This window comes from Calditrichota bacterium (assembly GCA_020637445.1).
GTDB lineage: Bacteria > Electryoneota > RPQS01 > RPQS01 > RPQS01 > JABWCQ01.
Genome location: JACJVZ010000002.1, coordinates 376,633 through 398,500, shown reverse-complemented (window position 1 = coordinate 398,500; position 21,868 = coordinate 376,633). Strand labels below are relative to the sequence as shown.

The following is a 21,868-nucleotide window of genomic DNA, read 5'->3' as shown; positions in this document are numbered from 1 at the left end:
GTGACGGCTCTCAGTCCGCCATTACTTACCGGCAAAACCGGAGCAGGCCCTGCCTGCGTAAATTTGTTTTGTGGGCGTCCTTTCGTTTTATTCTTATGACGAGAAAAGGTTCAAGTTCGAATTCTGCCTGTGGCCGTTTGGATTGTGGCCACGCTCGGCAAGCGCTTGCAGCCGCTTTGACGCGTCCGCATGAAATTCTGCGTTGAGCTCAAACCCGATATACTTGCGTCCCAAACTTAATGCGGCGGCGGCCGTTGTGCCGCTGCCCATGAAGGGATCGAGCACAACCTGTCCCTCAATCGTTGTCAAGCTAATCAGGAACTCGATTAGTTTGATGGGTTTTTGCGCTTCGTGAATTCTCGTTTCGTCCTTGCCAAAGTCGAACTCAAGTAAATTGGTCGGACGTCCGCCATTGATAAAACAGTTGTCGGCATTCAATGCGCCAACGGAGTTCTCCAGCACGTTGTCCGCGATAGTTCCGCCAATTCGATACGGAGTCGTGAACCATACTATCGGTTCGAATTCCGGCGCGAGATTCCCGAGGCGCCACCCTTCCCAGCGTTTCGCCTCCTCGTGGAGCCCGCGCCTTTCGAATACGATACTAATTCTCTGAGCTCTGTGGTGCGCTCCGGGCTTGCGCCAAGCAAGCATGTCCTTTAGCAGAAAACCGGTGTCCTCAAACGCATTAATGACGCGATGAATCGTGCGCCTTGCGCCAAACACGAATAGCGACGCGCCCTTCTTCATCTTGGGAAAGAGCGATTGACTCCACTCCTTGCACCACGCCTCGTATTCCTGTCCCATATTGCGATCGGCCTGCGACCACCCGTTAATCGGTTTCCCTCTGCGCTTGAAACCTGATTTGCCGATTTGTGCCGGAGACTGGCCGAGAAGAGCGGAGTTCGTATTATTGTGAAGCACATCCCAGTCATCCAAGCTGATACCATATGGAATATCTGACAGAAAGAGGTCTATGGAGTGGTCTTCCAGCTTAGGAATTTCGACACGACAATCTCCACAAACCAAGTTGTTCAAATATGGGTCGTTCACAGTTCCAGTGCTCTTGTTACGGCCTTTTCAATCTGCGTAATTTTTTGTGGTATCTTTTGTGCAGCAATCAGCCGTTCAATGGCTTCGTTCTTGGACAGAGTACGTATCTTCTCGATTTCTGCTTTCCAAAAGTTGATGCCTTCATTACCCAGCCGTTGAGTTGTTTTGCGTTCAACGGCTTTTACTGCACTAAGTTCCGCTTCGCTTTTGCCAAGCACTTCGCAAACAGTCGAGTCAACTTTCGCCCAATATCGTTCAGCGCTCTTCTTTTCGCCCGTGGGGAGTGCCTTCGACAACGCTTTGCCAATCTCCCAAATCGGCGTCAGATTGCGCGCGTCTATTCCCGATTCCATGATTAGATTCAAGTGGACATACGAGAAAAGTGTTACATTCAGGGCGATTGCCTGAGCATAGATTTGGCTGCTGTTCGTTGGGTATTGGCTGAGTGGACCGACAAGCAACGCGTAGGTATCTTTTCTGCGCCAATCATTCAGCGCATTGACCTTAAAGTCCTTCTGGTTTTTTGCAGTCCTGCTGAGCCGAAACGTCTTGGCATCGGCTACCAGCGAGTAGTTCTTCGTCTTGGCAAAAACGTCCGCTGAATCGCCTCGAGTGCGCATGACCTGCGAGTCCATACCAATGAATCCGAGGGCGCGAGCAAGCAAGATGTCCGTGTATTTTGCCCAGAGCTTCTCTTCCGAAGAATCATGCTCGAACACTTCGGGCAGAACCCCGCATTCAATCAGCGTTGTTTCAATGGCATTGCGGTCAAGGGTCTGGAGCGTCTGTTCAAGAATGTCGAACGCATTGTCTTTGCTCGACACGTGAAACATCAGATCAATCAGCGCTTTTCTGTTCACTTTGCCCGATATGTTCACGTAATATTCATCGGCTCAGCTCGCTCCCAAACCCACTCCACCTGCAGTTGTGCAAACGGCGCAATTGGAACAAGGAGCGCGAAATAAACCAGCAAAAACTTCAAGTTCGCCATCTCACCCACCTCCGGTTCATTCACCCAAGTTCAGCAGGTTCAAATTCCCCAGCGTCCGGTTCACCCATAGCTGATAAATATACGAATTTTCAATCTTTTAGTGCAACTCAAACAGAAAGGAATCGATATTGCTACTATACTTAGTAGGCTTAGGGGGTACACACGGAGAAGGAGCTACCCAATGGAACAGAATAATGGACAACTAAATGGAACCCGCTCCGCGCAGATCTGGCTCGGCCTGGTCTGCATGGTTGTGTTTATAGGATTGATTTCTGGACACTTACTCACCTTGCGTGACCGCAGCTTAGTGGCCAATGCCATCTCGGACGCGAACAACTTCCGCGCCGCGTTGGCTGCCTACGAAGTCGACTACGGCAGTTTCCCGGACGATTCAATCTCCAACCCGCTCGAGTTCGCCCGCGAATTGCGCGACCCTCAGGGTCGTCCCTATATCCATATTCCCAGTGATAAGGAATTAACCGGTTTTAGCTATGTCCCGGATGAAGACGGCGACGGCTATACGATAGTGATCCGCGCCCGCGACCGCAAAAATACTCCGGTCGTGGCCAATCCGGCCAGCGCGAGCGCGCGTTCCGAAGGTTAAACGATGAAAAACGCAACACGCTGTTGCAATTATCAAAAGACCCTCTGATTACGAGGGTCTTTTATTTGTCGGCACTTCAATAAAAACAGCATGCTTGCCGTGGCACTCCGCTTGCTAAAGTATGAGCAGAACCTTAGCAGGAGCGTTCGCCATGAAAAAGCAGCGTGGATTCACCCTAATTGAGCTCTTGGTCGTGATTGTCATCATCGGCATCATCGCGGCCATTGCTGTACCCAGATTCTTAGCATCCCAAGATCGCGCCTATGTTACGGCAGCCGTGGCCGACGTGGATCACTTCCGTAAAGCTCTCGCGGTTTACGAAATAGACTACGGAGCATTCCCGGACCAGAACTTCGGCAACGTGTCGTCCATTACGGCGGCGTTGATTGATCCTTCGGGAAATGACTATATGATTTTGCCTGACGGTCAGAATTTCTCTTCTTTTTCCTACACTCCGATCAACAACGGCGAGAGCTACGAGATTCAAGTCGTTGCCACGGATCATAGTAGTACGGGGGTATCGGCGGATCCGCTGGGAACCGCAGTGCAATAAATCGCGGCAACGCACAAATTGAAAAAGCGACTCCACCGAGTCGCTTTTTTCTGCTTTCCCCCCGGTCCTCAGGGGGGACAAAAGGGGGTTCTGTTTTACCGCAAAGAATACCAACCGCCAAACAACCTCAACCAGAGCAGCACCGCCGCTACCACGACAAAAAACATCCACGCCTTAAACGCGCCGTGCCGTCTTTCAATATAGGAAAATAACTCGCTGCTTCTCCCGCGCGGCAGCCCCCAAATCATCAAAGCGAGAACCACAACCGCGAGAATTACATAGAATACGACAAGATTTCGCGGCAAAGCATCGGCAACGGCGAGCACTGCTGCAAAAGAAACATCACCCATCATGGCCCCTTTTGTCACGGGTGGCTCACCGATTTCCACATTAAGTACTGTGCCACGGCAAACAACACAATCAGGAGTACTGTGGCAAAGACCACCTTCCCGCGACCATCTTGCCGTCCAAGTACATACCCGAGTCCACCTCTGCTGTTCCGTCCTGCATGAATGAATGCCGCGAACAGCCCGAGCAAAAAGAGTATCAGCAGAACGGCAACAGCTTCCATTTCGAGAGCTTTCCGATTTCCGATATTAGAGTGAATTCGCGGCAACATCCGCTGCGGATGTCCCGCCTCTATTGTCAATTCATGTACGGCGCATCAGTCCCCGAGCGCGGCGAAGTGCATCACCCCGGCGACCACCCGCTGGTCATCAAGAACCAAATCGTCAACAGCACAATCGTCACGATAAACAGATAAACCCACGTCCGGCTTCCCCCGTATTGCCGCTGCATTTCGTCCTTCGCCCTTTCTCCCCGTGACCACGGACGATACCAATACCACCACATCTCAATCAATGTCCAAACGACAATGATTCCGCCAATGACGATTCCGATAGTGAGTTTCTTTTCCATTTGCTATTTCAGATACAACGCTTTCCGCACAAACGTCTGCCCGCCAGCATCAAGCCTGAACAGATAGATCCCCGCCGCGCGTGCGCCGCCATCCCATTGCACGACATGCGAACCCGCGTTCATTCTGCCCGTCACAAGTGTTTCCACCCGTCGCCCCAAAACATCGAACACGCCAAGCGAAACATCTGCGTCGCGAGCCAATTCAAACTCTACATTCACTCCGCCGTTAAACGGATTGGGATAGAGCGGATGCAGCGCGAAGTTTTCCGGCAGTGAAGAGTCGTCAGCCGTCGACAAAATGTAACCGGTTCCCGATACATATAATGTATCCGGGCTTGTGTTTGCCGAACTCCAAACCAAAATGTGTCCGTCAAACTCTCCGGATTCCGTAGGCGCAAAGCTGATCTCTGCCCCCACCGACCCTCCGGGCGAAATGGATATCGTGAAGATCTGCGGCGCGATGAATGCCGGGTCGTCGGAGGTGATTTCATTCAAGATCAGCTGGCCGTCTCCGCTGTTTAACACCGTCAGCATGCTCGACCGAATTGCGTTCACTTCCGTTGAATCAAAGGCGAGGGTGTCCGGAATTAACGTCACTGCCGGAGATCCCGGCTCGTAGGTGAGCGGCCTCATCGAGCGCACATAGATCGTTTGGCCGGATTCCGTATTCAGCAAAATGTGGCCGTAGTCGTCTCCGTCAATCGCGAAGGCCGCGTTTCCGCCCGCGTGACTGTAAAGCGTGACTGGCGTCCAATCCGTGGATTCGGTTGAATAACCCAGCGCGCCCGTATAAATGTTGCCCACAACTTCCATCCAGATCGTATGCGGCGTGAAGATTTCGCTCAGGGCAATCAGCGGCGCGGCGGCGTTAGTGCCGCCCGAAGCTCCAATACCCGTCTCCCATTGCCCGCCGAAGCGGCGGTGAAAATATACCGGTCCGGGAATACCAAATCCTTCGCTGCCGGATGACAGACAGTAGAGGGTTCCGTCAATCCCGCACACGGCGTCTCCCGGATAACTTTCCATGGTCGGCACATTGAGTGTCAAAACACTCCAGTCAGTTCCGCCGGGAGTTGTGTTTGTCGCAATCTGTGCTTGATAGAACCCATCGACAACTCCGCGAAAGAGGACATTTCCCGCACCCGCCGGATCAACCGCGACGTGCGGCGCGGCTCCCAGCCCGAATTCTCCCAACTCAGCTTGAATATCATCCGTTTCCCATGCGGAACCGTCAAAATAGCTGTAGTTGAGTTGATACACCCCGCCGTCTTCGTCTATCCATGCGGCGTATATCTGTCCGTTCGCATTCGCGGAAATGTCCGGAGAAGCTCCGGTTTCAGTGTTGCCGTTGAGGGCTGTGCGGTGCCATGCTCCGTCCTGGTCGCGCGTCGCAAACCAGATTCGTCCGAACGACTCGAACACCACAATGGGCTTTTCTGTGTCCGAATTCCAATAGATTGCGGCGTCGCCGACTTGCGAGTTGATTGTGCTGTCGCTGATGAAACCGCCGTTGGACCATTGTCCTGTGTCCACGGATCGAACATGCATCGTAAGCTGCTCGTAGCCGGAAATCACATAGGCATTTCCGTCGTGATCGACGGCCAACCCTTTTCCATTGTAGGGATTTCCATATCCGCTCGAGTCAAGCTGTGAAAAATCCCACTGTGCATTTGCCGTTGTTCCAATCAGAACAATCAATCCCATCAAGAACGTGTGCAGTCCACGCATGTTCGTCTCCTCTGTTCTTGTGTGAAGCTCTGGTCCTATTTCAAGTATGCGGCCTTTTGTACGAACGTCCCGCTTCCCGTATTGAGACGGAACAAATACACTCCCGCGGCGCGCTCGCCTCCTTGCCATTGCAGCACGTGCGAGCCGGCATCCATTCTGCCCGATACGAGTGTTTCCACCCGTCGCCCCAAAACATCGAACACGTCAAGCGAAACATCTGCGTCGCGAGCCAATTCAAACTCCACATTCACTCCCCCGTTGAACGGATTGGGATAGAGCGGATGCAGCGCGAACTCGTTAGACAGCGGCGCGACTGCCGCGTCGTCTAATATCACCCCCCGACCCGTCAGAAAAACGGTGTCGGGACTGGAAATGGCATTACTTGTGATAACCACAAAGCCCGAATAGAGTTGATTTGCCGTCGGCTCAAAGCGAATGACCAGCCCGGTCGACCATCCCCACATCAGTGGCACGGGGTGCCATTCGTCTGGTCCGTGAAAAACCGGAGAATTGAGATCAAAGCCGGATATGTTAAGTACGACTTCGCTCGGGTTTGTCAGGCGAATCTCAAGCGTGGAGTCTCTTCCGACAAACACCGTATCAAACACCAGCGTTCCGGGTTCAATACTGATTTCCGGTACCCACGTTTGAGGGACAAGCGACTCTGTGCTTTTGAGGTAGAAAATTGATCCGCCCCATTCTGTCGACGGAACAAGTGCGATCCCGTAGTCCAGAGGATCGATCACAAGTGCCGGTGTTCCCGACGAATGGCCGTAGATAGTTTCCGGAAACCAGCCCGTAACCGAACTTGAATAAATCAACATTTCGGTGTAGATATTTCCGTTTATGCCCAAGGCAAACACGTGGGGATCGCCGTGCGAATCGAGAGCAATTACGGGATTGCCCGCGCTCTCGCCTCCGGTCACCGGAACGCCGAATGACCAGGTCCCTCCGGGTGATTGATGGTGGTAGTAGACGGGACCCGGAATTCCAAAACCGTCGCTGCCACTGGAAACACAATGCACTCCGTCAAATTCGTCGACCGCGATATCACCCGGATAGCTCTCCGCGTGCGGCACGGCGAGCGTAGATACAACCCACTCTGTGCCGCCGCCGAACTCGTTCGTGGCATGCCGCGCAGCGTAGCTTCCGAAATTTCCTCCGCGAAACACGATGTGCGCCGCGCTATTCCCGTCCATCGCAACGCGCGGCGCCGCGCCTAAACCAAAATCACCGATGTCCGTGTCGATATAGTCAAATTGCCACACGAACCCGTCAAAATATGCGCATCCCAATTGATAACCGTTCGTGCGGTCGACGATGTACACCACGTAAATATGGCCGTCCAAATTCACCGCCACATCCGGCGAGTAGGCTGCTTCGGTCGAATCACCCAGCAGCGTCCTCGTCCACACGCCGCCGTTCTGCCGCTCCGCAAACCATATTCTTTCGTTCGACTGAAACACCACGACCGGCAGCATCGTCAGAGGGTTCAGCGCGATCGCAATATCGCCGAGTGTTCCCATTGAGGCCGAATCGGTGACACTCTCTGCCATCAACCACTCGCCGTTCGAACTTTGTTTGTAGTGATAAAGCACATTCGAACCGCTTCGAAATGCCGTATGCACGTTGAAATCTTGATCGACGGCAAGGTTCTTCGAAACGGGACCCTGCGCAAAACCAAGCGGGACCGCGTTGTCAAAACTCCACTGCGCGTGCGCGTTGCTCGCCGCGAGACAAACCAGCAACAATATAATTCGAGGCATCATGTCAGACTCCTTTCAAGTCCAAACAATCACCCGGGACCCGAATTTCCTAAGATAATCTTCCAACATTAAGCCATCGCACCGGCACATTGAGTCCGGCGCCTGCGCTGGCTACGGTTCCATCTTCACTGTGGTTTTCTTGATGTTCGGCGCTTGCGTCCATGCGGAAACCACGGCGGTTTTTTTCTTGCAGGCCAAACGGCGTTTTAGATCCGTGATCTCAAGGTAGCTTGTGTCGCTTTCGCACAGCGTATGCTTGCCGTGAGCTTCAAGCTCGATGCACAATTCACCGACGTTAACCCGCGTCGTATCTTCGCGCGACACGGTTGTCCACGCGCGACCGACGGATTTCTGATAGATCCACGCGTACTTGGTTTCGACTTCGACGTGCAGCCACGGCACGTCTTCCGCCGTGCCGCCTGACACAGCGGAGGTCGAATGCGTTTCTTCTTCACTCGCGGAAGCATCCGCTGCGGATGCCCCGCTTAAGATTACCGGCGCGTCGTACCGCACGACTTCATCACGCGGCCATAGCGCGGCGACTAAAATTATTGAAAGTACAATGCTAATCGGTGCAAATCTGGGCACTATCATCTCCTTGCGTCTCGTTTTCGAATCATTTTTGCTTTGGATTGTTGCTGTTCGCGACTCTGCCTTCGCGCCGCGTATAGAACTATGTGTTCCAGACCATTCTAATCCTGATCACATACATGTACGTTGAAAGAACCGTTGCCAAGACTATCAAAACGCTCCACAACAGCGGGCTGTCCCAGCGAAAACCGTTCGGAGTTTTCTTTTTCGCCATGATTGCGCGAACCGGACCGTACACGGCAAGCAATATCGGCGGAATGTACAAGTCGAGCACATTCACTTCCAGATTAAACCACCTCCGGATCGCCCACACCTTCAAGATCAAACACACTCCCACAACAAATGCGACAATGATCTCTCCGCGCTTGATAAAGTCAGCAAACTTCATCGCTTGGGGTGATGGTTGGTACTCTGTTCCTTTGCTTCTTCAATGTGCTTGGAAACTCTAAGTTCTATCTCTTTTCGAAGCATCTCTCTTTTGCCTTCCGGAGTGCTTGCATCATCAAGAAGTCGCCAAAGCGGGTTGCTTTCCGGTGTGCCAGCTTCATACATATCGCCTTGGCCATCGCTTTCCCGCGCAGCGCCGTCGTAATATACATTGACACCGCGACTGATAAGCTCGGGTATCTGGACGGTCAGGGCCGTTTCGCTTAGGGGATTATTGTCTGCGATCAAAATGTCCCCGCTATTTAGACCCTGATTGTCTACTAGGGCCTGAAGATCGTTGATCTGATTCGATCCGATATCTATGTACTGAACTTGCGATAAACCCGTAATTGAGCTTACGTCCGAAATTTGGTTACCATTGAGAATCAACGATTCAAGCTGCAACAAATTCGATAAAGAAGATATTTCGGAAACTTGGTTAGAGGCAAGAGCCAAACTTCGCAGTTGTGCAAGACTTGCTAACGGCGAGATGTCTGAGATTTGGTTTCCAGCGAGTCCCAATGTCTGCAATTGAGTTAGATTGGCAAGTTGATCGATTTCTGTTATTTGTGCGAAAGAAAGGTCTAAAAATGTGAGATCTGTTAGCGCTGACAGTGGTCCAGTATCTGCAATCTGATTCCGACCAAGGTACAAGTAAGTCAGTTGACTCAGGCTTGATAGTGCGCTTATGTTTGATATTTCGCCGTTGCCTAGATTTAGCTGTTGCATTTGTGTCAGCCCCCCTAACGGGCAGATATCCGAGAGTTGGTTTCCCTGCAGGTCTAGGTTTGTCAATTGTCCGAGATTCGCCAACGGGCTGACACTCGAAATTTGGCTGTTTACAATGAGTAAATGCTGAAGTTGTATAAGGTTTGCTAGTGGCCCAATATCCGAAATCTGGGGCTCGTTAAGCAACGAAAGATAAGACAAATTCGTAAGGCCAGAGATTGGTGTTAGATCTGTCAGTTGGCCGCCAACAACATATAGCCATTCAAGTTGTATAAGGGGCGCAAGGGGTGCAATGTTAATGGCTTGATCGAAGCTGACGACACTTATCAATAGATGGGTAAGTTCGTACAATGTTGAAAGGGGTGTAAGATCTAGCGGTTGGCTGCTTCGCAAGAAGAGAAGTTGCAGCCGTGACAGCTCAGAAAGCGGAGCAATGTCTCCAATTGGGTTGTCAAGCAAATAGAGTTCTTCAAGGTTTTTCAACCATTGAATGCCGGAAAGATTTTGTATCCCTCGATTTCCCGCATCTAGGTCGGTCACGCTTTCAAGGTCCTCCCTCAACAATGGCTCGTCAAAATTCCCCAACTGCTCCCGCACTGCCTGTTCAAGATTTGGATCGGCGAATTGCACGCCTTTGTCCGCAGTTACTTGATAGTATCTCTGCGCAAGCTGGGCGACAGCTCCTGCGTCGGTGAATGTCGTATCCGAAGTCCAGGCAAGATAGTCGTACGGACCGTCAGGAGATTCTGAAACATAAACGAGATAGTCTTTGCCATCAACGGTGCACCCCGCAGTCGTCGTGTCTACTGGGTTCCAAGTCAACACGATGTCGTCTCCTTGCGGAAGAATCACGACTTGCGGCGCCGTCAACGGTCCGCAATCGTCGCATGGCAGTTCCAAACATGTGAAGTCATCGTGCGTGAAGAAGTAATCATGAATGCCGCCAGAGATAGTGAAGGAATTTGATCGCAAACACACTCCTTCATCACCAGTCCAAACCCGCAGCCAAAATCGCGCAGGCTCCAGCACCGTGTTCATAGAAAACGCAGGGTCGGTTGCGAACCCGCCGGCTTGACCAAAAAACTCCTCCCCCCTCGTAAGGAAGGAGTTAAAATTGCACTCCCCTGGTCCCGAACCAACGACCGGAGGCGTATCATCGGCATCCGGGCCGTCATTGTCCGCATCCCAATAAATCTCCACAAGGTAACCGTCAGGGATCGGGTTGCCGCCCACGCATTGATCCGTAAGCGGCGGCTCCACTGAAGAGTCATAAATTAGAAATGCATTTACCTGCCCCCTCGCCATCCCCACCATCCCTACCAAAAAAATTCCAACCCATAGCATCCGACTCATGATCATACTCCTATGTGCTGATATGTGCTCCCGAACTTATTCTATCCTATCTCTCTCTGACTTTTCCGCTTCTCCTCGGTGTGCCGGTGCTGCTGCTGGTGCTGCTGCTTTGGCCGCCGCTTTTTTCATATTCTTTGATGGCGTCGGGCAGCAATCTTTCAAGCTGCGCGATGCGGCGGTCATCCGTCGGGTGTGTCGACAAAAACGCGGGCACGCTTCCGCCGCTGCCTTTATAGGCTTTGAACCGCTGCCAGAACGCGACCGCTTCACGCGGATCGTAGCCCGCGCGGGCCATGTACGTCAAGCCCATGCGGTCCGCTTCAAGTTCTTGCGTGCGTGAGTGCGGCAATGTTCTTCCCAAAGTCGTGCCCACTCCGTAGGCGGTCATCGCCAACGCGCGCGTCTGTTCGGGTTTATTTGCGAGTGCAATGTCGAGCGCCATGCCGCCCAAACTCGTCACGAGTTGTTCACTCATGCGCTCGCCGCCGTGCCGCGCCGTCGCGTGCGCGACTTCATGTCCCATCACCGCCGCCAGTCCCGCTTCATTCTTTGTAATCGGCAAAATAGCACTATACACGCCGATCTTTCCGCCCGGCAAGCAAAACGCATTCGGCTCGTCCGATTTGAAACAAACATATTCCCACTGCGCATTCGGCAGGCTGACTACCGACGAAATTCTCCGGCCGACCTTCTCGACCAGATCCTGCTGAGCCTGATCCGTTGTGCGCGGCGTGGATGATTTAATTTCTTGGAACGCCGAGAATCCCAATTCCGCCTCTTGCGACGACGGAATCAACATCAATCCGCGGCGACCCGTTTCCGGATTTGTGTAACACGAAACCATCAGCGCCATAGTCACGAGCGCCAACATGACAAACTTCTTCATTTCCAACCTCGTTATCTGATCAAAAGCATTTTGCTGCTAAGTTGTTGCCGCGGAGTCCGCAGTCTGTAAATATATATCCCGCTCGCCAAGTCGTTCATTTCGACGCGCACGAATTGACGTCCCCGCGTATTCCCGTCAAACAGTGTCCGCACCCACCTTCCGGTGATATCGAACAGTTCGAGCGTTGCGTGCGCCGGCGTTTGCAACTCAAACTCAATGGTCGTCTCGCCGTTGAAAGGATTCGGATAGTTTTGCAAAAGCGCAAGTTCGCCGGGAGCCGCCGCGGGCTTGTCGCTTGCGCTCGGCGTCTGGTTGAAATAGAACACGCCGATGTCGGGTAGCGTAGAATCCGGATCGTTTGTCGTCGCGAAGTTGTCGCCCGTGACCCCCGCGTCAATCATCGGTGAGCCTTGCAGCAAATGAAAGTCTCCGTTTTCCGCGTCGACGAACACCGGATCAAGATACAGATTGAAATCCTGATCGCATGAATCGCCGTTTGCGTTGACTTGGTCAACGACGTGTTTTGCCGCACAGGCATCCCCTTCAAAAATTGCGGCCGTTTGATTTTCCCAAATCAAATTGTTCCGAAAGTGCGACACCGCGCAATCCGGATAGCGAATCACGGTGTTGCCTTCGTTATCTGCAAAAGCCGAATTCACGATGTAGAAGCTGCCGTAGGGCTGGCTCGACATGGAGACCGCCGCTGATCCGTCGCTTGCGCTGTTTTCGGCGAATGTGCACTGTGTCACGGTTAGCGGCTGCGAATAGATCGCATAATAGAGTCCGCCGCCGTCTTGCGCATCGTTCTCCAAGAACAAGCACTTCTTGACCGTTGAGTTTCCGCCGACGATCACTGCGCCGCCAATCGAGTCTGCGCTGTTGTTTCTGAACTCGCACCCTTCATACTTGGGTTGGTCGGTCGTCCCGCCGCCCCACGTATCGCAAACTGCTCCGCCGATTCCGTCACTGTGGTTGCCTGTGAACTCGCAATCGACCATGTCTCCATGGTTTCCTTCGATCCAGATTGCTCCGCCCCGCGCGAGGGCGGCGTTTCCGGTGAACGAACAGTCCCGATAGTGCGACGCGGAGATGAATGAATAGACGGCCGCACCCGATTGCGCAAAGTTGTTCCGAAAGATGCAGCGGCTGATGGTGCCCTCGCCGTCTTCGATACCCAACGCGCCGCCGTGGAATCCGGAATTGTTTTCGAAGATGCAATCGTTGATCGTGTAGCTGCCGTCACCGGAACCTCTATCGTTGATGCGCAGCCCCGCGCCATGTACGTCGTACGATCCGGCGGACGAGTTTCCTCGAATCGCGCAGTGTTCCATCAATAGTTGATTGTGAACCGACGTGACGGCGCCGTAGTAGTACGAAGTGGGCTGTACTCTGCCCGTGGCATTTTCGAAAACACAATACCTGAACCGGAGTGTGTCGGAAGTGTAGCGCGCATAGAGTCCGGCCCAGCGGGTTGAATCGGAATCCGTCGGACCCGTAAAGACGATTGAGTCCTCCTCCGCTCCAAGAGCCCAAAGCACCGCCGATGAATCCACGTCCAAAACAAACGGTCCTGTAAAATACACCCGCACGCCCGGGCTAATTTGCAAAGTATCATTTTCCTGAACAGTCAAATCTCCTTGCACGATGTAAGGACTCCCGTCAGCGGTCCACAGTCCCGACACCGCTCCCGACACAAAAGTGGAGTCTGCTTTCGCCCAATTTCCCAGCAGCAGAACCAAACAACCAAGCAAAGTAACCAGCTTCATAGTTCCGTCTCCAGTTTGCAGTTTTGTTGTCTTTACAGCATTTCCTGCCAAGCCCAAACCACTTTTCATTCTGGAATGATCTTGTAAAGAGGTAACCCGTCTGAGTTCACACCTCTTACCTCATACCTCTAACCTATTCCGACTTCATGCTTCAGACTTAACTCAGAAATATCTCCTTCACAACCCCCTTGCCCACCACCTCCTCGATCCGTCCCAACAACTCCGGTTTCGTGTGGTGCAGCGTCGCCCGCCACACATCGTGGTCACACTGAATCAAGAGCCGCCCGCGTTCCAAGCCGGTCACATGCGCGTACTTGGAAATCTGCTCCCCCACAATTTCCACCCAGCTCTCCTCAATCCGCGCCAACCGTAACCCCTTTTGGTACTTCTTGTCGCGCAGTAAAGCCTCGAGAACTTTGTTTATTGGAGTGTTTTTCATCTGACAAATAGAAAAATATCAGTTGCTTGATGATTCTGGTGTTGAGTTGTTTTTATTTCACAAGTGTAATATATTCTTGTAAAATAATTCTGAGGCCCCATGAACCCTTTTGAATCTGATCTGTACGACCACACTGCATTGGCAGTCGCACTTCCGTCCCTGCTGATTGCAGTCGGCGAGCTGACCGTTCGCGCAGGCGAAGTCTTGATTTTTAATCAACATGGCCTGACACATCCACAGTATGTCGTTCTGGCCACAGTCGGTCTCTACCCGGTTCCGCCATCGATTTCCGAGGTCAAATCCTCGCTTTTCATGGTCCGCAGCGCCGCCAACATGACTCAATTGGTCGACCAGCTCGAGTCCCGCAGCCTGCTACGGCGGATTCCGTCCCCCAGTGACCGCCGTGCAACTCTCTTAGAGATCACGGAAGAGGGCCGGCAAACCGTGGCAAAGGTCGACGAACTGTATGTCAGAACTATGCAGGAGATCTGCCGCGACTACCCGGACGAGGAACTCCGCGGCGCAATCATCACCCTGCGGAGATTCTGTTTCGATGCGGCCAAAGTCCTCGGAATCGAAATGCGCGATCCTCGCCAACATTCATAATACGCTTTCCACTTACCGCAGTCAACTCTTTTTAATTGCTCACATTTATGAGTTTCAAACCCTGCGTGTTAATCACATTAATTGCCCTGCTCTGCACCCTCGCTGCCCGCGCAGAAATACCCGTTGGGTCACTTTCCGGGCAAGTTCGTGATGCTGAAACTTTGGACCCTGTCATCGGCGCAGCCGTCATGCTCCGCAATACCACGCTTGGGGCGGCAGCAGACTTGGAGGGTCGTTTCGAAATCCAGAACATCCCCGTTGGTGCCTATGTTGTCCAAGTTTCGGCTATCGGCTACGAACCCTTCGCGCAAACCGACGTCGTCATTCGCTCCGGCCGCGCCACGACCGTAACGATTGAGCTGAACGTCCTCGCCGTCAACACCGATGAAGTCACGATTCGCCCGACCTTCTTCAAACAGACCACCGACGAACCCGTCGGCACGGTCGAACTCTCATACGAAGAAATACGCCGCGCACCCGGAGCGGTAGGTGACGTCAGCCGCATCATCATGCAGCTTCCCAGTGTCGCCAAAGTCAACGATACGCGCAACAGCTTAGTCGTGCGCGGCGGCAGTCCCGCCGAAAACGGTTACGTCATCGACGGCGTCGAAGTCCCCAACATCAACCACTTTCCTTTGCAAGGCGCGGCCAGCGGCGCACTCGGCATGGTCAACGTGAATCTAATCGAAGACGTCACGTTTCAAGCGGGCGGCTTCGGCGCGCGCTATGGCGACAAACTCTCCTCTTATATGGACCTGAGTTTGCGCGACGGCAACCGCGAAAGATTCCAAGTACAAGCCAACGCAAGTTTCTTAAGCGCGGGCGGTGTGCTCGAAGGTCCGCTCGCTAACCACAACGGCTCGTGGCTCGTCTCTGCCAATCGCAGCTACTTCGATTTCATCATTGATGCGTTCGACGTCGAAGCAAGTGCGATACCGTGGTACTCAGATGTCTTGGCCAAGGTCTCGCTTGATGCATCCTCCAAAAGCAAACTCACCTTTATCGACTTGCTCGGCGTCGATCACAGCCACATCGCGCGCAAATCCGCTCTCGACAACGAAGAGAATGTCTTCGGCACCGCCGACTGGCGTGTCAACACGTTCGGCGCAAGCTGGCGCTATCTATGGAACAATCGCGGCTATTCCGTTACGAGTCTTGCGCACACCTATTCGAGTTGGACCAGCGACTGGAGCGAAGCCGTCACGGAAAACAGACTGTCGCGCAACGAGTCCGATGAAAACACCTTCCGCGTCCATAACGAAAACTTTCTAAGACTGGGTCGACACAACCTGTCGTTCGGCGCCGACGCGGAAGCTCTTCCTTATGCGTACGATCGCACTTTCTTCGAAACCACGGACTCATACGGCAACACGACTCCCGAGCTGAATATAGACGATAACAACACGGCGGCTAAAGCCGGAGCCTTTGCGACAATTCATCTGAACGTCACGGACAAGTTCATCGCATCCCCCGGACTCCGGGCCGACTATTCAGACTACACCTCGAATTCAACGCTCTCTCCGCGTTTGCAACTGAACTACCAAGCCTCGCGAGCAACATCGTTCACGGCATCAACCGGCCTGTACTCGCAGACCCTGCCGCTTGTTTTGTTGTCGCAAAACTCCGCCTTCAAGAATCTCGCGGATCCGCAAGCCGTTCACTACGTCGTGGGTTTAAGTCAATTGCTGTCGGAAGACACGCGTCTAACGGTCGAAGGCTACGTTAAAGAATACGAGTATCTTCCGCTCGATCCCGCGCAGCCCGAACTCTCAGTCATCGATCAAACCAACGATCAAGATGGTTACACCGCGCATGAATCTTTGCGCGACGTCGGTAAAGCGCGCTCCTCCGGCGTCGAAGTCATGCTGCAAAAGAAGCTCGTGGAAAATCTCTACGGCTCAATCAGCGGGTCGTATTTCCGTTCACGCTACCGCGACTACACCGGCATTTGGCGCGACCGCATCTACGACAATCGATATCTCTTCACCGTCACCGGCGGCTACAAACCCTCGCCCAAATGGGAACTGTCCATGCGTTGGGTTTTCGCCGGCGGCGCACCTTACACACAGTTTGATCTTGCGCAATCCACAGCAGAGAATCGCGGCATCTTCGACAACTCACGCATCAACGAGGAACGTCTGCCCGACTATCACACGCTGGACGTCCGCGTCGACCGCCGTTTCAATCTCGCAAACTCAAACTGGATCATCTACCTGAGCATCCAAAACCTCTACGGCCGCGACAACATCGCCAGCTACTACTGGAATCAAGTCCAGAACAAACCCGACACCTACAAACAATGGGGCACGCTGCCGATCATAGGCGCAGAGTTCGAATTCTAACAAAACACAACCCCCGGCGCCGCACGCCGGGGGTTGCTATTAGCCCACTAATGTTCTCGAACGAGTCTCTGCCGCGGCTCAGTTCAGCCGGACCGGCATGATCAGCATCAGCAGGTCTTCATGTTCCTCTTGCTCGGTTGGCTTTACAATACCTGCCGAAGTGGATGATCCCAATTCAAAGCGCACGTCCGGCGTGTCGATCTGCCGCAGCATATCCTGCACGTACGTCGCGTTGTAGCCGATGTCCATCGGCTCGCCCGTGAACTCGCACGGCACACTCTCCGAACCTTCGTTGCCTTGTTCGATGTCTTCCACGCGGATTTGCAGTTGTTGTTTGTCCAAATGCACGCGAATCTGCCGCGAAATTTCATTCGAGAAAATATTTGCGCGTCGCACCGCGGAAAACAGCGCGTCAAGTCCGACCGTCAAAACTTGCTTGTTCTCAGACGGAATCACGGCGTCGTAGTTCGGATAGCGGCCTTCGATCAAGCGCGTAATCAGCGTCGTGTTGCCCGCGCGAAATCCAAGCTGCGAACCTGCAAATCCGATCTCAATTTCCCCGTCGCCTTCAGCGATTCTTTGCACCGCGGCCATCGCTTTTGACGGCACGATCGCGGTCTGAGTCTCGCCCTTGTAGCCGTCCGACGGCGCACCGATACGCACCAAACGGTGTCCGTCCGTCGACACCAAACGAAAATGCTCCTTCGAGAGTTCCAAAAACACACCTGTCAACTGCGGACGCAATTCATCGCGCGACACAGCAAACAAAACTTTCGAGATCATGCGACGCAGTTTTTGTCTCGGCAGTTTGAAAGTCGACGTTTCCGAAAGCTGCGGCACCTGCGGATATACGTCCACCGATTCCGCCGAACATTGATATTTCTTGCCTTCGGTATCCGTAATCGTGATGCGGTGCTCTTTGCTCGCTTCGATCGACACGTTTACGTCAGGCAGTCCACGCATCAGTTCCAAAAATTTCCGCGACGGCAGAAGAGTTCGTCCATCTTTTTGTCCCTGAACTTCGAGAACCGTCTGCATCGTCACTTCGATGTCGGATCCGGTCAAGACTAACTTGTTGCCGCTAAGCTCTGCCAAAAAATGCGACAAAACCGGCATTGGACTCTTTTGCGGGACAACCGTGGACAGCGGAGCAAGCGCTGCAGCCAAACTGCTTTGTGGTGCGGAAAATTTCATGTAAGGTTTCTGAGTCTTAAAGAGAGAAGAGAGAATAAAAAAGACAGTTGTCGTAACAGAGCCTGTGGATTCGTGGACAGATGATCTTATTCCTTGGTAATTAGAAACTCTGTCTCCTGCATAACCGAGTTCATGGCTCGTGTTACTTGTCCCCTCGCCCGACGTATTTCCCCGCGCACCGCAAACTATCCCCGTTCATTCACTCCGCGAGTTCATAATTCTCGCGGTTGCCAACATCAATTCACATACTTGTCCGCACGGGCGCTCCAAGCGACAACCGCCGCTCCAAGTCACCTAATGCACAGACAGTTTGTACTTCATCCGTCTTGCGCAGCTCAGCAATCGTATCGCGCGCATGAATAACGGTAGAATGATCGCGTCCTCCGAAAAATCCGCCGATTGTTTTCAGAGAATGCTCCGTCAATTCCGTCATTAAATACATTGCAATCATTCGCGCGTAAGCAATTTCCTTTTTGCGCGTTTTTCCCCGCAGAGCATCCTGACTGATTCGGAAATAATCCGCGACAGTCTGCTGAATCAACTCTACGGGAGGCCGTCCCGTCCGCTTGCCGGTCTTCTCCTGGATCACCCGTTGCGCAAGTTCAAGCGTGGCCGGCACCCGGCCAAATTGGCAGTGTGCGACGAGCGCCGCAAAAGCTCCTTCAAGCTCCCTAACGTTACTGGTAATATGTGTAGAAAGCAAGTCCGCGACGTCAAACGGCAGTGGGAAATGTTCGAACTTTGCGCGATCTTGTAAGATTGCCAAGCGCGTCTCGTAAGTCGGCGGATTTACGTTCGTGACGAGTCCCGAATCAAACCGCGAAATCAAGCGTTCGTCAAATCCAGCCAATTCATGCACCGGGCGGTCCGACGTCATTACGATTCGGCGTCCACTTTGGTGCAGCGCATTAAAGGCATGGAAAAATTCCGTCTGCGTCCGTTCCTTCGTGGCGAAGAACTGAATATCATCCACCAAGAGCAGATCGACATTCCTGTACTTCTCCGAAAAATCGGAGCCTTGCTGTGACCTCACAGATTGAATAAAATCCTGCGTGAAGCGCTCGGATGAGACGTATCTAACTCGAATGCCGTCGTTGCGGCGCACGGACAACACGCGGTTGCCAATCGCTTGCAGAAGATGTGTTTTGCCGAGACCAGTACCGCCATAAATCAAAAGCGGATTCCATAGAGTAGGACGCGACAAGTCGGAAATTGCTAAGCAAGCGGCACGTGCAAAGCTATTGCAATCACCTTCGACGAAATTCTCAAAGCGATACCGCGGGCTTAAGTTAGATTCAGCCGCCGCATCTGAAACACTTGGAGCAAGATCCCCTGTTCCATTCGAGACTTCCGGCCGAATTTGCGCGGAAGGAGCAAACGGTAAATTACGTTGTCGCGGAATTTCCCCGTTTCCTTGTACTCGAATGCGGACGCGCACGGATTCACCCGTGTTCTCGCGTGCCACGGCTTCAAGTCCGGGAACGAAATGTTCTTCTACGAATTCACGATGGAACTTAGAGGGAGCCAGAAGAGTGAGCACTCGATCTTCGAGTTTTTCTGGCTTTAGGGTCTCAATCCATGAGCTAAATGTAGTCTCGGAGACCGAGGGTGCCACTGCCGACATGATCGAAGTCCATAATTCGAGGGCTGGCGGCGTTGCAACAGAAGCCATAGGCGTGAGAAAATTGATATGATAAATTGAGTGAGAGGCAGGAGGGTAACTCCGCGTAATGAGAGCCCTTAGAGCGAGCATATCAACGCGCGGGCTCATAATATAACACATCCACAGGGATTGTCAACGAGAATAACTCCTCTTTTTACTCGCACTTACATTCGTTAGAGAGTTGTTAATTCGTGCTCTGATGTGGAACACCATCCACATTCCAGAGAGGCACCTGTTCGCAACGAGGTTATATCATCTTCAACTCGCCAATAGGGTCATTCTTTCCCCTAAAAGTATGGTCAAAAAATTCAGGAAACATCTGCCGACCCGCCTGCATGCAGGCCTTGGTAGAAACTCAATGAACTCAACACTGTCCCAAAGGGCAAATCACGCAAGCCCCTCGTTCTCGCCTCTTAACAAGGAACAGCCTATCTCCAGAAAATAAATAAGAGCTTGTAAATATTATCACTTAACAATCAACAAAAAACAAAGACTGCGCAACAAGCAGTTGCCTAAGTCGGGTGATTTGAGTATTTTTCAGGTTCGCCTGCAATCGAAAAAAATTGAACAAACATCACCATAGATTGAGCAATGAAAAGAACTTACCAACCTTCTCGCCGTCGTCGTCGCAACCGTCATGGGTTTCGCGAACGGATGTCGACCAAGAATGGGCGCGCAGTTTTGGCGCGTCGCCGCGCCAAAGGCCGCAAGCGCTTGACGGTCTCGGATGAGCGACACTAAGTTCCGACCATCCGAGCGCCTGTCGGGCCGTTCGGAGCTGGAACGGGTACGTAAATTGGGCCAGCGACGGACGCTTCCGGAGCTGGTTCTTTTTTTTTGCCCGGGCAGCCCGGGCGGAAGTTCGCCTGTGCTGCCACCAGAAAAGTCGGATCTGCCGTAGTTCGCAACTACCACCGCCGCAAACTCAAAGAATTCTATCGCTTAAACAAGTCGCTCTGGCCCCAAGACGGCCACATTTTCTGCCTGTTCAGATCCAAAGTGGAAGACTGGCCGTCCTTTGAAAAGAGACTGTCCGCTCTTCTTAACTCGCTTCCCTGATCTTGCTCGACTCTGGTTCATCCTTCATCCTTTATCCTTCATCCTTCGGATGTCCTGGCTTTTGATCCAATTTATTCGTGCTTACCAAGCCGTGCTTGGCCCCCATTTGGGCGGCCGCTGCCGGTTTACTCCGAGTTGTTCGGAGTATGCGATAGAAGCATTTAATAAAAAAGGATTTGTAAAAGGACTTGCGCTTTCTTTAAAAAGGGTTGTAAAATGCGGCCCGTGGCATCCCGGCGGCTACGACCCGGTAGACAAAGAAACAAACGAAGCAATATCAGCTACTAAGTGAACACTGAAAAGCACATAGCAACCCTGACCGGACTCACCCCGGAAGAGCAAAGCAAGATCATCTTGACCCTCATCGTCCTGCTCGGGTTGATCGTGCTGCGCTGGCTGATTGTCCGGGTTCTGCACAGGCAGTCGAGCGACGCCCGCAACATATATGTAGGCCGGAAGATCGTAACAAATAGCGCGGTTGTGCTGGGTGTGCTGGTAATCGGTCGCATCTGGTTCGAAGGATTCCAGTCGCTGGCAACCTTCGCGGGACTTCTGACCGCGGGCCTCGCCATCGCACTGAAAGATCTGCTGGTGAATTTCGTGGGTTGGATGTTCATCATTTGGCGCAAACCGTTCACGATTGGTGATCGCATGCAAATCGGCGAAGTGTCGGGGGACGTGATCGATATGCGGCTGTTTCAGTTTTCGCTTCTGGAGATCGGCAACTGGGTCGCCGCCGACCAACACACGGGCCGAGTCGTGCACATTCCCAACGGCAAAATCTTTACCGATGCGCAAAGCATCTACACCGGCGCGTTTAATTACATCTGGAACGAAATCGCAATTCTCGTTACCTTTGAAAGTGATTGGCGCAAGGCCAAAGAGATTCTCGAGCTGCTCTGCCGCAAGCACGGAGCCGACAAAGCGGAAAGCGCGCGTCAAGCCTTTCGCGATGCCGCCGATAAATACCTTATCAGTGTCGCGGACGCTCAACCGCGCGTTTACACCAAAGTCGAAGACAGCGGCGTCCTCTTGACCATTCGCTATCTTTGCACACCCCACGAGCGGCGCATGTCCGAAGAAGCCATCTGGGAAGACGTACTCATCGAATTCGCCAAACACGACAACATAGATTTCGCCTACCCCACCACTCGCTACTACGATAACCGCGGCGAAGGCAAGCCCGGCGCGCGCGCGCAGTAGC

23 protein-coding genes are annotated in these 21,868 nt (G+C 52.9%); 8 read left to right on the top strand and 15 right to left on the bottom strand.

From position 1 onward, the window contains the following. Nucleotides 1-93 precede the first annotated feature (93 nt). Together H6507_09515 and H6507_09510 are read right to left on the bottom strand one after the other, a co-directional pair. Nucleotides 94-1,050, bottom strand: coding sequence for a site-specific DNA-methyltransferase (locus tag H6507_09515; GenBank protein ID MCB9369331.1), 957 nt, complete (start codon nucleotides 1,048-1,050; stop codon nucleotides 94-96). After that, entirely contained in the window at nucleotides 1,047-1,928 is an 882-nt protein-coding gene (locus H6507_09510) for a HindIII family type II restriction endonuclease (GenBank protein MCB9369330.1), read from the bottom strand. The genes H6507_09515 and H6507_09510 overlap by 4 nt, the downstream gene beginning before the upstream one ends. Before the next feature lie 294 nt (nucleotides 1,929-2,222). Between H6507_09510 and H6507_09505 the strand changes: the two genes are divergently transcribed. Both H6507_09505 and H6507_09500 read left to right on the top strand, forming a co-directional pair. Beyond that, nucleotides 2,223-2,645, top strand: coding sequence for a hypothetical protein (locus tag H6507_09505; GenBank protein MCB9369329.1), 423 nt, complete (start codon nucleotides 2,223-2,225; stop codon nucleotides 2,643-2,645). Nucleotides 2,646-2,796: 151 nt separating this feature from the next. Beyond that, on the top strand, nucleotides 2,797-3,198 hold the full coding sequence (locus tag H6507_09500; GenBank protein MCB9369328.1) for a prepilin-type N-terminal cleavage/methylation domain-containing protein: 402 nt from the start codon (nucleotides 2,797-2,799) through the stop codon (nucleotides 3,196-3,198). A gap of 95 nt (nucleotides 3,199-3,293) precedes the next feature. Here the strand turns inward: H6507_09500 and H6507_09495 are convergent, their stop codons facing one another. The 11 genes from H6507_09495 to H6507_09445 form a co-directional block, all read right to left on the bottom strand. Beyond that, nucleotides 3,294-3,566, bottom strand: a complete 273-nt coding sequence (locus H6507_09495) for a hypothetical protein (GenBank protein MCB9369327.1) — start codon at nucleotides 3,564-3,566, stop codon at nucleotides 3,294-3,296. Continuing rightward, entirely contained in the window at nucleotides 3,563-3,817 is a 255-nt protein-coding gene (locus H6507_09490) for a hypothetical protein (protein ID MCB9369326.1), read from the bottom strand. Before H6507_09490 ends, H6507_09495 begins: the two co-directional genes overlap by 4 nt. 71 nt (nucleotides 3,818-3,888) lie before the next feature. Beyond that, a complete protein-coding gene (locus H6507_09485) occupies nucleotides 3,889-4,116 on the bottom strand; it encodes a hypothetical protein (GenBank protein ID MCB9369325.1) in 228 nt (75 codons plus the stop codon). Between the two features lie 3 nt (nucleotides 4,117-4,119). After that, on the bottom strand, nucleotides 4,120-5,844 hold the full coding sequence (locus H6507_09480; protein ID MCB9369324.1) for a T9SS type A sorting domain-containing protein: 1,725 nt from the start codon (nucleotides 5,842-5,844) through the stop codon (nucleotides 4,120-4,122). Between the two features lie 35 nt (nucleotides 5,845-5,879). After that, nucleotides 5,880-7,613 carry a T9SS type A sorting domain-containing protein gene (locus H6507_09475; protein ID MCB9369323.1) on the bottom strand — a complete coding sequence of 578 codons (1,734 nt, stop codon included), beginning with the start codon at nucleotides 7,611-7,613 and terminating at the stop codon, nucleotides 5,880-5,882. Between the two features lie 108 nt (nucleotides 7,614-7,721). Beyond that, the gene (locus tag H6507_09470) at nucleotides 7,722-8,198 is read right to left on the bottom strand and encodes a hypothetical protein (GenBank protein ID MCB9369322.1); all 477 of its coding nucleotides are present in this window, start codon (nucleotides 8,196-8,198) and stop codon (nucleotides 7,722-7,724) included. Between the two features lie 85 nt (nucleotides 8,199-8,283). Beyond that, nucleotides 8,284-8,589, bottom strand: a complete 306-nt coding sequence (locus H6507_09465; GenBank protein MCB9369321.1) for a hypothetical protein — start codon at nucleotides 8,587-8,589, stop codon at nucleotides 8,284-8,286. After that, on the bottom strand, nucleotides 8,586-10,208 hold the full coding sequence (locus H6507_09460) for a leucine-rich repeat domain-containing protein (protein MCB9369320.1): 1,623 nt from the start codon (nucleotides 10,206-10,208) through the stop codon (nucleotides 8,586-8,588). The genes H6507_09465 and H6507_09460 overlap by 4 nt, the downstream gene beginning before the upstream one ends. A gap of 547 nt (nucleotides 10,209-10,755) precedes the next feature. Beyond that, nucleotides 10,756-11,595: a M48 family metallopeptidase gene (locus H6507_09455; protein MCB9369319.1), complete on the bottom strand. Its 840-nt coding sequence runs from the start codon at nucleotides 11,593-11,595 to the stop codon at nucleotides 10,756-10,758. A gap of 11 nt (nucleotides 11,596-11,606) precedes the next feature. Continuing rightward, complete coding sequence (locus H6507_09450; GenBank protein MCB9369318.1) at nucleotides 11,607-13,361, bottom strand: T9SS type A sorting domain-containing protein; 1,755 nt, start codon at nucleotides 13,359-13,361, stop codon at nucleotides 11,607-11,609. A gap of 157 nt (nucleotides 13,362-13,518) precedes the next feature. Next, nucleotides 13,519-13,800, bottom strand: coding sequence for a DUF721 domain-containing protein (locus H6507_09445; GenBank protein MCB9369317.1), 282 nt, complete (start codon nucleotides 13,798-13,800; stop codon nucleotides 13,519-13,521). 99 nt (nucleotides 13,801-13,899) lie between these two features. On the opposite strand from H6507_09445, the gene H6507_09440 reads away from it, so the two are divergent. Together H6507_09440 and H6507_09435 are read left to right on the top strand one after the other, a co-directional pair. After that, a complete protein-coding gene (locus H6507_09440; GenBank protein ID MCB9369316.1) occupies nucleotides 13,900-14,406 on the top strand; it encodes a MarR family transcriptional regulator in 507 nt (168 codons plus the stop codon). A gap of 65 nt (nucleotides 14,407-14,471) precedes the next feature. After that, complete coding sequence (locus H6507_09435) at nucleotides 14,472-16,748, top strand: TonB-dependent receptor (protein ID MCB9369315.1); 2,277 nt, start codon at nucleotides 14,472-14,474, stop codon at nucleotides 16,746-16,748. A gap of 78 nt (nucleotides 16,749-16,826) precedes the next feature. Here the strand turns inward: H6507_09435 and dnaN are convergent, their stop codons facing one another. Together dnaN and dnaA are read right to left on the bottom strand one after the other, a co-directional pair. Beyond that, nucleotides 16,827-17,942 (bottom strand): DNA polymerase III subunit beta, encoded by a 1,116-nt coding sequence (gene dnaN / locus H6507_09430; protein MCB9369314.1) that lies wholly within the window; start codon nucleotides 17,940-17,942, stop codon nucleotides 16,827-16,829. Between the two features lie 241 nt (nucleotides 17,943-18,183). Continuing rightward, on the bottom strand, nucleotides 18,184-19,566 hold the full coding sequence (dnaA, locus tag H6507_09425) for a chromosomal replication initiator protein DnaA (protein MCB9369313.1): 1,383 nt from the start codon (nucleotides 19,564-19,566) through the stop codon (nucleotides 18,184-18,186). Nucleotides 19,567-20,196: 630 nt separating this feature from the next. Between dnaA and rpmH the strand changes: the two genes are divergently transcribed. From rpmH to H6507_09405, 4 genes are all read left to right on the top strand, one after another. After that, entirely contained in the window at nucleotides 20,197-20,346 is a 150-nt protein-coding gene (gene rpmH, locus H6507_09420) for a 50S ribosomal protein L34 (GenBank protein MCB9369312.1), read from the top strand. A gap of 96 nt (nucleotides 20,347-20,442) precedes the next feature. Then, complete coding sequence (locus H6507_09415; protein MCB9369311.1) at nucleotides 20,443-20,664, top strand: ribonuclease P protein component; 222 nt, start codon at nucleotides 20,443-20,445, stop codon at nucleotides 20,662-20,664. A gap of 49 nt (nucleotides 20,665-20,713) precedes the next feature. Next, a complete protein-coding gene (yidD, locus tag H6507_09410) occupies nucleotides 20,714-20,956 on the top strand; it encodes a membrane protein insertion efficiency factor YidD (protein MCB9369310.1) in 243 nt (80 codons plus the stop codon). Next, on the top strand, nucleotides 20,953-21,867 hold the full coding sequence (locus tag H6507_09405; protein ID MCB9369309.1) for a mechanosensitive ion channel: 915 nt from the start codon (nucleotides 20,953-20,955) through the stop codon (nucleotides 21,865-21,867). The genes yidD and H6507_09405 overlap by 4 nt, the downstream gene beginning before the upstream one ends. The last annotated feature ends 1 nt before the right edge of the window (nucleotide 21,868 follow it).

Bases quoted from the DNA above. Each gene is read 5' to 3' on its own strand.
- dnaA (MCB9369313.1), bottom strand. From the start codon at position 19,566: ATGTCGGCAGTGGCACCCTCGGTCTCCGAGACTACATTTAGCTCATGG.
- H6507_09480 (MCB9369324.1), bottom strand. From the start codon at position 5,844: ATGCGTGGACTGCACACGTTCTTGATGGGATTGATTGTTCTGATTGGA.
- yidD (MCB9369310.1), top strand. From the start codon at position 20,714: ATGTCCTGGCTTTTGATCCAATTTATTCGTGCTTACCAAGCCGTGCTT.
- rpmH (MCB9369312.1), top strand. From the start codon at position 20,197: ATGAAAAGAACTTACCAACCTTCTCGCCGTCGTCGTCGCAACCGTCAT.
- H6507_09440 (MCB9369316.1), top strand. From the start codon at position 13,900: ATGAACCCTTTTGAATCTGATCTGTACGACCACACTGCATTGGCAGTC.
- H6507_09505 (MCB9369329.1), top strand. From the start codon at position 2,223: ATGGAACAGAATAATGGACAACTAAATGGAACCCGCTCCGCGCAGATC.
- H6507_09465 (MCB9369321.1), bottom strand. From the start codon at position 8,589: ATGAAGTTTGCTGACTTTATCAAGCGCGGAGAGATCATTGTCGCATTT.
- H6507_09445 (MCB9369317.1), bottom strand. From the start codon at position 13,800: ATGAAAAACACTCCAATAAACAAAGTTCTCGAGGCTTTACTGCGCGAC.
- H6507_09485 (MCB9369325.1), bottom strand. From the start codon at position 4,116: ATGGAAAAGAAACTCACTATCGGAATCGTCATTGGCGGAATCATTGTC.
- dnaN (MCB9369314.1), bottom strand. From the start codon at position 17,942: ATGAAATTTTCCGCACCACAAAGCAGTTTGGCTGCAGCGCTTGCTCCG.
- H6507_09490 (MCB9369326.1), bottom strand. From the start codon at position 3,817: ATGTTGCCGCGAATTCACTCTAATATCGGAAATCGGAAAGCTCTCGAA.
- H6507_09455 (MCB9369319.1), bottom strand. From the start codon at position 11,595: ATGAAGAAGTTTGTCATGTTGGCGCTCGTGACTATGGCGCTGATGGTT.
- H6507_09450 (MCB9369318.1), bottom strand. From the start codon at position 13,361: ATGAAGCTGGTTACTTTGCTTGGTTGTTTGGTTCTGCTGCTGGGAAAT.
- H6507_09500 (MCB9369328.1), top strand. From the start codon at position 2,797: ATGAAAAAGCAGCGTGGATTCACCCTAATTGAGCTCTTGGTCGTGATT.
- H6507_09475 (MCB9369323.1), bottom strand. From the start codon at position 7,613: ATGATGCCTCGAATTATATTGTTGCTGGTTTGTCTCGCGGCGAGCAAC.